Raw genomic sequence first — 13393 nt, 5'->3', positions numbered from 1 at the left:
CGGAAAAGGCGTAACAGCGAAAACCCGTCGGCCTGTTCACCATGAACAGGCCGACGGGCTGCGCCGTTTGATTAGCCTGGATCAGTCAACCTTGACCCAATCGGCAACGAGGCGATTGTCGGCACGGTGGATGACCGTGACGTTCTTGCGCATGGCCCAGGGAATGACCTGGTCGTGCAGCGGGATGTGGCCGAAGTCCTTGGCGTGCCCTTGCAGCACGGTGATGATGTCGGCATCGCGCTTGGCCGGATCGGTTTCCGTCTTGATCCGGTCGATGATGACGTCCAGTTCCTTGTTGCTGTAGTTGCCCAGGTTGTACATGCCGTCAGCGCCCTCGCCCTTGGTGCGGATCAGGTTCTGCAGCGTGTACATGGCGTCGAACGTGGGCACGCCCCAGCCGAACAGGTAGGCGCTGGTGTCGAACGACTGCACCTTGGGGAAATAGGTGGAACGCGGCATGGCGTTCATGGTGGCCTTGACGCCGACCTTGGCCCACATGCCGACGACCGCCTGACAGATGGCTTCGTCGTTGATGTAGCGATTGTTCGGGCAGTCCAGCGTGAAGTTCAGCGTGCCGTCGTAGCCGGCTTCCTTCAGCAGGGCGCGGGACTTTTCCGGATCGTAAGGCACGCGCGCTTGCAGCTGCTGGGCCCAACCGTGCACCTGCGGCGCGATCATCGTGCCGGTGGGCGCGGACAGGCCGCGCATCACGGCGCGCTTGATGGCGTCCACGTCGATGGCGCGGTACAGCGCCTCGCGCACGCGGATGTCCTGGAACGGGTTCTTGCCCTTGATGTTGGAGTACTGGAGTTCCGGACGCTTCTGGTCCAGGCCCAGGTAGATGGTGCGGTACTCGTTGCCTTCCACGACCTTGGCCGACTGGCGCAGGCGGTCCAGGTCCTGGGCGGCGGGATCCAGCACGAAGTCGATTTCGCCCGACAGCAGCGCCGCGGTGCGCGTGGCGTTCTGCTTGATCGGCGTGAACACGACCTCGGTCACGTTGCCGACCTTGCCGCCCTTGTTCCACCAGTCCTTGTTTTCCTCGAACACCGTGCGCACGTCCACTTCGCGCGACTTCAGCTTGTAGGGGCCGGTGCCGTTGGTATTGCGCGCGGCGTAGGTCTCTTCCTTGTTGACGTAGTCCTGCGGCTTGGCGACGTTGTTCTTTTCCGACCAGGCCTTGTTCATGATGAACACGTTGGTCAGCTGGCGCAGCAGCACCGGATTGGGCGCCGAGGTTTCGATCTCGACCGTCAGGTCGTCGATCTTGCGCGCTTCCTTGATGCCGGTGGTGTAGGCCTTGTAGTTCGAGGTGGGCGCCATGGCGCGGTGGATCGAGAACACCACGTCGTCGGCGGTGAAGGCGGCGCCGTCGTGGAACTTCACGCCGGGGCGCAGCTTGAAGCGGTACAGCGTGGGCGAAACCTGCTCCCATTCCGTCGCCAGGCGCGGGTTGACCTTGAAGGACTTGTCGTAGTCCACCAGCGGTTCGTAGACATAGCTGTTGGCGGCGATGGTCATGCCTTCGTTCTGCGAGTGCGGATCGAAGGTGAGGATGTCGCCCTGGGCGGCCCAGCGGAAGGTCTTGGCCTGCCCGATCGTGGGCACGGCAACGGCGGCGGCGATCGCGATAGCAATCAAAGTGCGGCGCATAGGTTCAACTCCTGACTGTAGTCTGAATACCGGCGCGATATTGCCTAGCCGCAAGACCTCCGTCAATTGAGGGTTTATGCGTACCGTAGACGGTTTTCACAGAGGGAGAACCAATAGGGGACACATAAGCTTGTAACAAAATAATCGAAGTAAACAGTGTTGGGCATGCCGCCCGCCCCTGCCCCCGCCTATTCCTCGTCCGGCGCCGACAGTTCCAGCGGCACGTGCTCGGTCATCAGCACTTCCAGCATGTCGATCAGCATCGCGGCCTTTTCCTCGCCGAACGGGGCGAGCACTGCCTTCTGGTGCTGCAAGGCCTGTTCGCACAGCGCGGCGATCAGGTTGGTGCCCTTGGTCGTGATGCAGACCCGGGTCTGGCGCCGGTCCGCCCGCACGCCCGTGCGCGCCACCAGCCCTTCGGCCTCCATGCGCTGCACCACCTTGCTCAAGGTCGGCTGCTTGGTAATCGCCAGCACCGCCAGCGTGCCTATGGTTTCACCGGGACTGCCCTCCAGGCTGGCCAGCACCCGCCATTCGGTCACCGACAGGCCGGCCGCCTTTACCTGGAGATGGAATTCCGCCGAAATGCGCTGGCTGGCCTGCGCCAGCAGATAGGCCAGATAGCCATCGACGAAGCGACCTTTGTGCGCCGCCGCGTCCGTGTCCCGCTGCTTGTCCATCCGCATGTTGCTTTGCTCCCACGCACCGGAAACCAGGGCCGACGCGGCCCGACGAAATGCGCATTGCACCACGCTGGCGCAAACGCGCGCCATGATGTGCCGCAATGCTGTTGCGCAGCACAGGGTATACCCGGAATCGCAACCCGTTTTTGCACCACTACAGCGCCGGAACAGCGCTGCAAACTAGAGAACAACGAGTATATACGTCATTGTTTTAGCGTGATATTTTTTGTTTTCCATGAAATTTCATCTTTTTTATTGACAGCTAAAACGTTGACTCCTAAAGTATTTTTAAGACGAGATTTTCCTGACGTGACGATGCTGCAAAGCAGCAACCATTGAGGACCCGCAGGCCGGGCCGCGAAGGAGTGCCAGATGGCTGAAAGGTCTTTCAAGAAAGAAGTCCAGCAGTTGCGCATCGGCGCGGGCGAAGAGTTCCGCGGAGAAGGCATTCTTGCGGTCACCAAGGCCTTGCTGCAGTCCGGCGTGGGCTACGTCGCGGGCTACCAGGGTTCGCCGATCTCGCATCTGATGGACGTGCTGGCCGACGCCAACGACATCCTCCAGGAACTGGGCGTGCACTTCGAGGCCAGCGCCTCCGAAGCCACCGCGGCGGCCACGCTGGCCGCCTCGGTCATGTATCCGATCCGCGGCGCGGTCACCTGGAAGTCCACCGTGGGCACCAACGTCGCGTCCGACGCGCTGGCCAACCTGGCTTCCGGCGGCGTCACCGGCGGCTCGCTGGTCATCGTGGGCGAGGATTACGGCGAAGGTTCTTCCATCATGCAGGAACGCTCGCACGCGTTCGCCATGAAGTCGCAGATCTGGCTGCTGGATCCGCGCCCCAATCTGGAAAGCATGGTCAAGGCGGTGGAAGACGGCTTCGAACTGTCCGAAGCCAGCAAGACGCCCGTGATGCTGCAGCTGCGCATCCGCGGCTGCCACGTGCACGGCCGCTTCATCGCCAAGGAAAACAAGCGTCCCGCCTTCTCGCTGGCGCAGGCGCTGGAAAGCCCGGCGCGCGACACCAGCCGCATCGTGCTGCCGCCTGCCTCCTTCCTGCATGAGCAGGAAAAGATCAAGGAACGCTGGCCCGCCGCCATCCGCTACATCAAGGAGCACAAGCTCAACGAGCACTTCGACGGCGACCAGGACGATATCGGACTGATCCTGCAAGGCGGCCTCTACAACGGCGTCATCCGCGCCTTGCAACTGCTAGGCCTGGCCGACAATTTCGGCAACAGCCGCATCCCGCTGTACGTCATGAACGTGACGTACCCGGTGATCGAGGACGAGGTCATCGATTTCTGCCGCGGCAAGCGCGCCGTGCTGCTGCTGGAAGAAGGCCAGCCGGACTACATCGAACAGAACCTGCACGCCGTGCTGCGCCGCGCCGGCATCGACACCAAGCTGTCCGGCAAGGACGTGCTGCCGATGGCGGGCGAATACACCACCCAGGTCATGCGCGACGGCCTGCGCGAATTCCTCAAGCGGCAGCGCCCGGAATCGCTGCAGACGCACCCCGCCGCCGCCGCCGACGCCCAGGCCGCGGCAAGCCAGCTCCAGATCACCGAAGTGGCGCGGCCCAAGCCCGCGCGTCCGGCCGAGCAGCCCATCACCTTCCACAAGCACGTCGAAGGCCTGGCGGCCGTGGTGCCGCCGCGGCCCGCGGGCTTCTGTACGGGCTGTCCGGAAAGGCCGATCTTCTCGGCCCTGACCCTGGCGCAGGAAACGCTGGGCCAGCACCACATCTCCTGCGACATCGGTTGCCACCTGTTCTCGATCCTGCCGCCGTTCAACCTGGGCGCGACCACCATGGGCTACGGCCTGGGCGCCTCCAGCGCGGCGGCCTTCAACGTGCCGGCCGCCAAGCGCCCCATCTCCATCATGGGCGACGGCGGCTTCTGGCATAACGGACTGTCCTCCGGCATCGGCAACGCGGTGTTCAACAAGTACGACGGCGTCATCGTCATCGTCGACAACTTCTACGCCTCGGCCACGGGCGGGCAGGACATCCTGTCCTCGCGCGCCGAAAATCCGGACCGCTCCACCAACAACCCCATCGACCAGGCCGTGCGCGGCGTGGGCGTGAAGTGGGTGCGCACGCTGGACCGCACCTATGACGTGGCCAAGGTGCGCGCCACCATCGAAGAGGCGCTGACCACCGACATCAAGGGTCCCAAGGTCATCATCGCGCAATCGGAATGCATGCTGAACAAGCAGCGCCGCATCAAGCCGCTGTTCAACAAGGCGGTGAAGGAAGGCAAGCGGGTGGTGAAGGAACGCTTCGGCGTGGACCCCGACGTCTGCACCGGCGACCACGCCTGCATCCGCCTGTCGGGCTGTCCGTCGTTGACGGTCAAGGACAGCGGCGACCCCTTGAAGGAAGATCCGGTGGCGCACGTGGAAAGCAGCTGCGTGGGCTGCGGCAACTGCGGCGAAGTCGCCCATGCCGCGGTGCTCTGCCCGTCCTTCTACCGCGCCGACATCGTCCACAACCCGACCGGCCGCGACCGTTTCCTGGCGCGCATGCGCACCGCCGTCATCGGCTTCCTGCAACGGCGCCGCGCCGCGCGCCTGGCCCACCACGCCCTCTGAGGATTCCAGTTCCATGAACCCGGCCGCTATGCAACAAGCCAATCCGATCAAGATCGCCATCCTGGCCATGGGCGGCCAGGGCGGCGGCGTGCTGGCCGACTGGATCGTCGACATGGCCGAGCACGCCGGCTGGTGGGCCCAGACCACCTCGGTGCCGGGCGTGGCCCAGCGCACCGGCGCCACCATCTACTACCTGGAACTGCTGCCCGAAGCCGAAGTGCAGCGCGCCGGACGGCAACCCGCGCTGGCGCTGATGCCCACCCCGGGCGACGTCGACCTGGTGGTCGCCGCAGAACTGATGGAAGGCGGCCGCGCCATCCAGCGCGGACTGGTCACGCCGGAACGCACCGTGCTGCTGACTTCTTCGCACCGCAGCTACGCCGTCAGCGAAAAATCCGCGCCCGGCAACGGCATCGCCGATCCCAACAAGGTGCTGGAAGCGGGCCGCGCCGCGGCCAAACGCTTCCTCTGCTTCGACCTGCAGGACCTGGCCGACCGCGCCGGCAGCGTCATCAGCGCCAGCCTGTTCGGCGCGGTGGCCGGCAGCGGCGCCCTGCCCTTCTCGCGCGACGACTTCGAAGCCACGGTGCGGCGCGCCGGCCTGGGCGTGGAAGCCAGCCTGCGCGCCTTCGCGCTGGGCTACGAGTCCGCCGACCAGGCGCCCGCGCAGCCGGCTCCCATCGATCTGGCGCGGCCGGTGCCGGCCGTGCCGGAACGCGCCGCCAGCCCCAAGGCGCAGGCCCTGCTGGACACGATCAAGCGCGACTTTCCCGCCTGTGCGCAGCCCATGCTGGCCGCGGGCACGCGCCGCCAGATCGAATTCCAGGACCTGGCCTATGCCGCCGAGTACCTGCGCCACATGAAGGCCATCCGCGACCTGGACGCCGCGCATGGCGGCGAGGCCCGGCAATGGGCGCTGACCTGTGCCGCCGCGCGCTACGTGGCCACGGCCATGGCCTACGACGACGTGATCCGCGTCGCCGACCTGAAGACCCGCGCCACGCGTTTCGACCGCGTGCGCCAGGAAGTCGGCGCGCGCCCGGACCAGCTGGTCTACACCACGGAATTCATGCACCCGCGCCTGGAAGAAATCTGCGGCACGTTGCCGGCGGGCCTGGGCCGCTGGCTCGAAGGCTCCAAGGCCTTCGGCGGCTTCGTCGAACGCCGCCTGGGCCACGGCCGCCGCATGCAGAGCGGCACGCTGGGCGGATTCCTGATGCTTTACACCCTGGCGGGCATGCGGCGCTTCCGCCGCAGCACGCTGCGCCATCAGACCGAGGCCGCCGGCCTCACGCAATGGCTGGACCTGATCGCCCGCCTGGCCCCGCGCGACTACGCGCTGGCCGTCGAAACCGTCAATTGCCGCCGCCTGGTCAAGGGCTATAGCGACACCCACGTGCGCGGCGGCGGCAAGTACCGCCAGCTGATCGCCGCGGCGGAACAACTGGCCGGCCGGCCCGGCGCCGCCGAGACGCTGCGTTCGCTGCGCGAAACCGCGCTGGCCAACGAAAAATGCGGCCCCATGGAACGCCAGCTGGCTGAAAAGCTGGCGGCCTGAGACAAGCAAAGATAGGGACAAACGCCGTGCAGACACTGAAACTCATCGTCCGGGAAGTCCGGCAGGAATCGCCGCTGATCCGCTCGTTCCGGCTGGCGCGCGAGGACGCCGGCCCCCTGCCCGCCTTCGGACCGGGCGCGCACCTGAAGGTGACGGTGCCGGGCCTGCGCGAGCCGCGCTGCTATTCGCTGGTGCAGTTGGCGCCGGAAGCCGGCAAGTTCGCCCAGCCCGCGGAATACCGGCTCGGCGTGCGCCTGGAGGAAACCAGCCAGGGCGGCTCGCGCCACATGCATGCGCTGGCCGAGGGCGACACGCTCACGGTCGAAGGCCCGAAGAACGATTTCCCGCTGCACGAATCGCCTGCCGGCGACGAACCCGTGGTGCTGATCGCGGGCGGCATCGGCATCACGCCGGTGGCCTCCATGGCCGCCGCGCTCAAGGCCGCGGGCCGCGCCTTCCATTTGCATTACTGCGGCCGCAGCAAGGACCAGCTGGCCTTCCTGCCCGAACTGCAGGCCCTGGCCGGCGATGACCTGAGCCTGCACGCCGACGACGATCCTTCCTGCCGCTTCGACCTGCAGGCTCTGCTGGACGCGTCATCGCCGCGCCAGCACCTGTACGTCTGCGGCCCCAAGGGCCTGATCGACGCGGTCATCCAGGGCGCGCACGCGCGCCACTGGCCCGACGCCCATATCCATTTCGAACTCTTCGCCACCGCCGCGCCACAGGCCGGCGACCAGCCCTTCGAAGTCGAGCTGCGCCAGTCCGGCCGGGTGCTGACCATCCCCGCCGACAAGACCATCATCGACGTCATGGAAGAAGAAGGCTGCGACCCGATGTACGACTGCAAGCGCGGCGAATGCGGCGTCTGCCAGGCCACCGTGCTGGAAGGCGAACCCGACCACCGCGACTACTACCTCTCGGACACCGAGAAGGCCAGCGGCAAGATCATCCAGATCTGCATCTCGCGCGCGAAATCGGCGCGCCTGGTGCTGGACCTGTAGCCCCGACGCAAGGAAGCGCCATCATGGCCAAATACCGCGACAACCCCGACGCCATCCGCGCCCTGCTGCGCGACACCGAGGTGCACAAGGACCTGTTCATCGACCAGGAGCTGTTCGAGCTGGAGATGGAGCGCCTGTACGCCAACACCTGGGTCTACGTCGGCCACGACAGCCAGGTTCCCAATCCGGGCGACTACATCACCACCACGGTGGGCAACCAGCCGGTGGTGATGGTGCGCCACAGCGACCGCACGGTGCGGGTGCTGCACAACCGCTGCCCGCACAAGGGCACCATGGTGGCGGGCGACGCCTGCGGCAACACCGGCAAGTTCTTCCGCTGCCCCTATCACGCCTGGACCTTCAAGACCGACGGCAGCCTGCTGTCCATCCCCCTGAAGAAGGGCTACGAGAACACCGGCCTGGAAAACTGCGAAGCGAGCCAGGGCATGGCCGCCGTGAAGGACGTGAAGAACCATCGCGGCTTCGTGTTCTGCCGCCTGAACCCGGAAGGCCAGTCCTTCGAGGACTTCTTCGGCGAGTCCCTGTCCACCCTGGACAACATGGTGGACCGCTCGCCCGAAGGCCGGCTGGAGGTCGCTGGCGGCGTGCTGCGCTACATGCACCGCTGCAACTGGAAGATGCTGGTCGACAACCAGACCGACACCTGCCACCCGATGGTGGCGCACGAGTCCTCGGCAGGCACCGCCGTGAAGGTCTGGGAACAGGCGCCGGAAGGCACGCCCAAGCCCATGGCCGTCGAGTTGTTCGCGCCCTTCATCTCGCCTTACGAGTTCTTCGAGAACATGGGCATCCGCGTGTGGGAGAACGGCCACGGCCATACCGGCGTGTCGGACTCCATCCATGCCTCGTATTCCGGCATTCCGGGCTACTGGGACTCCATGGTGGCGGCCTACGGCGAGGACCGCGCCAAGCAGATCCTGGGCGACGTGCGCCACAACACCGTGTATTTCCCCAACATCATGGTCAAGGGCCCGATCCAGACGCTGCGCGTGTTCAAGCCGATCGCCGCCGACCGCACGTTGGTGGAGTCCTGGACCTTCCGCCTGGTGGGCGCGCCCGACCTGCTGCTGGAGCGCACGCTCATGTACAACCGCCTCATCAACGCGCCGACCTCGGTGGTCGGGCACGACGACCTGGAAATGTACGAGCGCGCCCAGGACGGCCTGCAATCGCGGGCGCGGGACTGGGTCAACGTGGGCCGGCTGTACTCGCCCGACGAGGTCGGCCAGAAGAACGTCGCCACCAATGGCACCAATGAATGGCAGATGCGCAACCAGTACCGCGCATGGGGCCGCTACATGACCGGAGCGGAGTCGGTATGAGCGCAAGCGACCGCGAGTTGATCGATTTTGTCTACGCCGAGGCGCGCATGCTGGACGAGCTGCGCTTCGAGGACTGGCTGAACCTGTACACCGAAGACGGCTATTACTGGATGCCGCTGGCCCATGGCCAGACCGATCCCAAGCTGCACGCCTCGCTCATGTACGAAGACAAGCTGCTGCTGCGCGTGCGCGTCGAGCGCCTGGCCGGCCAGCGCACGTTCTCGCAACAGCCCAAGAGCCGCTGCCATCACCTGCTGCAGGCGCCCACGGTGGAACACGGCCATCCCGATGCCGCCCCCGCCGAAGGCCGCCACGTGGTGCGCACCGCCTTTCATTACGTCGAGACGCGGCAGGACGCGCAGACGCTGTACGCGGGCTGGGCCACCCACCATCTGGTGGAGCGGGACGGCGCGCTGCGCATCCGGCTCAAGCGCGTGGACCTCGTCAACTGCGACGCGGCCTTCGGCAATATCCAATTGTTCATGTAGGAGCGGCTTGTGAGCACCACGGTCCATCAGGCATTCCGCGACACCGCGGCCCGCTACGGCGCCCAGCCCTTCCTGTGCATCCTGCCGGAAACGGCGCAGGCCTACGGCATCGCCGCGGGCGAACTGAGCTACGCCCAGGCCGCCGAGGCCATCGAAACCCTGCGCACGGCCTATGCCCGCGCCGGCTACGGCCACGGCCACCGCGCCGGCCTGCTGCTGGAAAACCGCCCTGCCTTCTTCCTGCACTGGTTCGCGCTGAACGCGTTGGGCGTGTCGGTGGTGCCCATCAACCCCGACCTGCGCGCAGCGGAACTGGAATACCTGACGGGCCACTCCGAGATCGCGCTGGCCGTGGCGCTGCCCGAGCGCCACGCCGACCTGCTGGCCGCCGCAACGCGCGCCGGCCGCGAACTGCGCGTGATGGGTCCCGACGATGCCCCTCCCGCCGCACCGTTCGCCGCGCCGCTGGCGGGCCGCGAGCCCGATGTCCTGACCGAATGCGCCCTGCTCTACACGTCCGGCACCACCGGGCGGCCCAAGGGTTGCATCCTGCCCAACCGCTATTTCCTGCACGCCGGAGGCTGGTACGCCCGCATCGGCGGCTTGTGCGAGCTGCGCCCGGGACAGGAACGCATGCTGACGCCGCTGCCCCTGGTCCACATGAACGCCATGGCGTATTCGGCCATGGCCATGCTGCTGACCGGCGGCTGCCTGATTCCGCTGGACCGCTTCCACCCGAAGACCTGGTGGGACAGCGTGCGCGACTCGGGCGCGACGGTGCTGCACTACCTGGGCGTCATGCCCGCCATCCTGATGAAGGCCGAACCTTCGGCCCGCGACAAGCAGCCTGCCATCCGCTTCGGCTTCGGCGCGGGCGTGGACCGCAAGCTGCACCAGCCCTTTGAAGAGCGCTTCGGCTTTCCGCTGCTGGAAGCCTGGGCCATGACAGAGACGGGCGCGGGCGCCGTCATCATCGCCAACCATGAGCCGCGCCACATCGGCAGCAGCTGCTTCGGCCGCGAGGAAGACGACGTGCTGGTGCGCATCGTCGCCGACTCCGGCTTGGAAGCCGCCGCCGGCGAACCGGGCGAACTGCTGGTGCGCCACGCCGGCGACGACCCGCGCTACGGCTTCTTCGCCGGCTACCTCAAGGACGAGGACGCGACCTCCCAGGCCTGGGAAGACGGCTGGTTCCATACCGGCGACATCGTGCGCCGCGACGCCGATGGCGCGCTGCGCTTCGTGGACCGCAAGAAGAACGTGATCCGCCGCAGCGGCGAGAACATCTCCGCCGTGGAAGTGGAAAGCGTGCTGCTGCAGCATCCGCTGGTGAAGGCCGTGGCGGTCGCCGCAGTGCCCGACGCGGTGCGCGGCGACGAAGTGCTGGCCTGCGTGGTGCCCGAGAGCCTGCCGGCCGAGGGCGCCGCAATGGCCGAGGCCGCGCGCAGCATCGTGCAATGGAGCCTGGAACAACTGGCCTATTACAAGGCCCCCGGCTACGTCGCCTTCGTCGACAGCCTGCCGCTGACCACCACCAACAAGATCCAGCGCGGCGAAATGAAAGCCCTGGCGCCCACGCTGCCCGGCACGGCCCGCTGCGTGGACACCGGCCACATGAAGAAACGCCAGGAGCCCGCGCGATGAGCCGCCTGGGCTATGACGGCGTGGTGGCGGCCCTGCCCGTCACGATTCCGTACGAACGCTATTCCACCCATGCCGCCCACTGGTGGCTGGGGCGGGCGCTGGGCGCGCTGATCCGCCAGGCCGGCATCGCCAAGACCGAGGTGGACGGACTGTGCGTGTCCAGCTTCACGCTGGCCCCCGACACTGCCGTCGGCCTGGTGCAGCACCTGGGCATGAGCCCGCGTTGGCTGGACCACATCCCCATGGGCGGCGCCAGCGGCGTGGCCGCCTTGCGCCGCGCGGCCCGCGCCGTGCAGGCAGGCGACGCCAGCATCGTCGCCTGCATCGCCGGCGACACCAACCACGTGGACTCGTTCCGCAACACGGTCAGCCAGTTCTCGCGCTTCGCGCAGGACGCCGTCTATCCCTATGGCGCGGGCGGACCCAACGCCAGCTTCGCGCTGCTGACCGCCAACTACATGCGCACGACCGGCGCCACCCGCGAGGACTTCGGCAAGCTGTGCGTGGCGCAGCGCGACAACGCCCTGCGCTATCCGCACGCGCTGATGAAAAAGCCGCTGACGCTGGCCCAGTACCTGGACGCCCGCGTCATCACCGACCCGATACACCTGTTCGATTGCGTGATGCCTTGCGCCGGCGCCGACGGCTTCCTGGTCATGAGCGAAGACCGGGCGCGCGCCCTGAACCTGCCCTACGCCCGCATCCTGTCGACCATCGAACGCCACAACGCCTGGATCGAGGACCCGATCCAGACGCGCGGCGGCTGGACCGTGGACCTGGACGAGCTCTACGGCCAGGCTGGCGTTCAACCCGGCGACATGGATTTCCTGCAGGCCTACGACGACTACCCCGTCATCAACCTGATGCAGATCGAAGACCTGGGCTTCTGCCCCAAAGGCGAGGCGCCGGACTTCGTGCGCCGCCACAGCTTCACCGTGGACGGCAGCTTTCCCTTCAACACCAATGGCGGCCAGCTGTCGGTAGGCCAGGCCGGCGCGGCCGGCGGCTATCTGGGCATGGTCGAGGCGCTGCGCCAGTTGAGCGGCACGGCCGGCGGCACGCAGGTGGCCGACGCCCGCCTCGGCATGGTGAGCGGCTTCGGCATGATCAATTACGACCGCGGGCTGTGCACCGCCGCGGCCATCCTGGGGAGCCACGCATGACCGAACCCTTGGCCAAGCCGCCCCGCAAGAATCCGATCGCCCGCACCCGCCAGCCGACGCTGCCGCCGGGCTGGCGCAGCCGCAGCGCGCTGGGGCTGACCGCCGCCGCCGCCGAGGGCCGCTTCGACCTGCAGACCTGCGCCGACTGCGGCGCGGTCCAGTACCCGCCCCGCGAGGTCTGCGGCCAATGCCTGTCCGAGCATCTGCCCTGGCGTCCGGCCGATCCCAGCGGCGTGCTGCTGGTCAGCACCACCCTGCATCACAGCAACGACCTGTATTTCCGCGAACGCCTGCCCTGGCGCGTGGGCACGGTGCGCATGACGGCCGGCCCCTCGGTGGTGGCGCACGTGCACCAGGACTGCGCCGACGGCGACCGCGTGCGCCTGGCGCTGAAGCTGGACCGCAGCGGCCAGGCCGTGATGATCGCCCTGCCTGAAAGGAATACGCCCAACATGGAAGACGACAAGACCCTGCGCGAAACCTCGTGCGATCCGAAGTTCCGCCGCGCGCTCGTCACCGACGGCAAGTCGGCGGTGGGCCAGGCGGTGGCACGCGCCCTGCTGGACGCTGGCTGCCCGACCGTGTTCCTGGGCGACCCGCAGGCCTGGAAGCGCGACGCCGCCTACGACGCGCTGGCGGCCGACCCGCGCGTGCAGGCGGTGGTGCTGGACGTGACCGATACCGATTCGGTCGAACGCGTCGCCGCCTCCATTGGCGGCAAGGTCGAGATCCTGGTGAATACCGCCGACCTGGAACGCGAAGGCGGGCTGCTGAACCGCAAGGACGTGAATACGGCGCGCGACGCCATGGATGTGAACGTGCTGGGGCTGATGCGGCTGGCGCAAAGCTTCGGCCCGGCCCTGTGCGGACGCGCCGCGGACGGCGTGAACAGCGCCACGGCCTGGGTCAACGTGCTGTCGATCTACGCCCACATGAACCTGCCGTCGCGCGGCATGTGGTCGGCGTCCAAGGCAGCCGCGCTGTCCCTGGCGCAATGCCTGCGCGCCGAGATGCGCGGCGCGGGCGTGCGGGTGGTGAACGTGTTCCCCGGGCCGGTGGATCACGAATGGGAGCAGCGCACGCCGCCCCCGCGCGTGGCGCCCGCGGCGATCGCCACCGCCATCGTGCGCGCGTTGAAGGATGGCATCGAGGACGTCTATGTCGGCGATGTCGCGCAGGAATTCCGCGCCCGGCTGGCGGAGAACCCCAAGGGACTGGAACGGGAACTGGGAGCCTGACGGCCCGCCGCCCCGACAACGCAC

At 67.3% G+C, this 13393-nt stretch carries 10 protein-coding genes; 8 read left to right on the top strand and 2 right to left on the bottom strand.

Annotated features, from left to right (window positions below):
* Positions 1-81 precede the first annotated feature (81 nt).
* Entirely contained in the window at positions 82-1653 is a 1572-nt protein-coding gene (locus ACM1PE_RS01140; RefSeq protein ID WP_059371603.1) for an ABC transporter substrate-binding protein, read from the bottom strand.
* 188 nt (positions 1654-1841) lie between these two features.
* Positions 1842-2339, bottom strand: a complete 498-nt coding sequence (locus ACM1PE_RS01135; RefSeq protein WP_419342386.1) for a MarR family winged helix-turn-helix transcriptional regulator — start codon at positions 2337-2339, stop codon at positions 1842-1844.
* Positions 2340-2708: 369 nt separating this feature from the next.
* On the opposite strand from ACM1PE_RS01135, the gene ACM1PE_RS01130 reads away from it, so the two are divergent.
* From ACM1PE_RS01130 to ACM1PE_RS01095, 8 genes are read left to right on the top strand one after another with little or no spacing between them, the layout of a single operon-like run.
* On the top strand, positions 2709-4931 hold the full coding sequence (locus ACM1PE_RS01130) for an indolepyruvate ferredoxin oxidoreductase subunit alpha (protein ID WP_059371602.1): 2223 nt from the start codon (positions 2709-2711) through the stop codon (positions 4929-4931).
* Positions 4932-4944: 13 nt separating this feature from the next.
* Positions 4945-6489: an indolepyruvate oxidoreductase subunit beta family protein gene (locus tag ACM1PE_RS01125; protein ID WP_419342384.1), complete on the top strand. Its 1545-nt coding sequence runs from the start codon at positions 4945-4947 to the stop codon at positions 6487-6489.
* 26 nt (positions 6490-6515) lie between these two features.
* Positions 6516-7493, top strand: coding sequence for a PDR/VanB family oxidoreductase (locus tag ACM1PE_RS01120; protein ID WP_251877773.1), 978 nt, complete (start codon positions 6516-6518; stop codon positions 7491-7493).
* 23 nt (positions 7494-7516) lie between these two features.
* Positions 7517-8836, top strand: a complete 1320-nt coding sequence (locus tag ACM1PE_RS01115; RefSeq protein WP_059371599.1) for an aromatic ring-hydroxylating dioxygenase subunit alpha — start codon at positions 7517-7519, stop codon at positions 8834-8836.
* Positions 8833-9324, top strand: a complete 492-nt coding sequence (locus ACM1PE_RS01110) for an aromatic-ring-hydroxylating dioxygenase subunit beta (protein WP_059371598.1) — start codon at positions 8833-8835, stop codon at positions 9322-9324. Before ACM1PE_RS01115 ends, ACM1PE_RS01110 begins: the two co-directional genes overlap by 4 nt.
* A gap of 9 nt (positions 9325-9333) precedes the next feature.
* A complete protein-coding gene (locus ACM1PE_RS01105; protein ID WP_419342381.1) occupies positions 9334-10968 on the top strand; it encodes an AMP-binding protein in 1635 nt (544 codons plus the stop codon).
* Positions 10965-12131 carry a thiolase family protein gene (locus tag ACM1PE_RS01100; RefSeq protein WP_059371596.1) on the top strand — a complete coding sequence of 389 codons (1167 nt, stop codon included), beginning with the start codon at positions 10965-10967 and terminating at the stop codon, positions 12129-12131. Before ACM1PE_RS01105 ends, ACM1PE_RS01100 begins: the two co-directional genes overlap by 4 nt.
* Positions 12128-13369, top strand: a complete 1242-nt coding sequence (locus ACM1PE_RS01095) for an SDR family NAD(P)-dependent oxidoreductase (RefSeq protein WP_118932374.1) — start codon at positions 12128-12130, stop codon at positions 13367-13369. Before ACM1PE_RS01100 ends, ACM1PE_RS01095 begins: the two co-directional genes overlap by 4 nt.
* Positions 13370-13393 lie beyond the last annotated feature (24 nt).

Source organism: Achromobacter sp. PD1 (assembly GCF_048541815.1).
Classification (GTDB): domain Bacteria; phylum Pseudomonadota; class Gammaproteobacteria; order Burkholderiales; family Burkholderiaceae_B; genus Achromobacter; species Achromobacter bronchisepticus_A.
The sequence above is the reverse complement of the archived record's forward strand: the minus strand, read 5'-3'. Positions and strand labels throughout refer to the sequence as shown.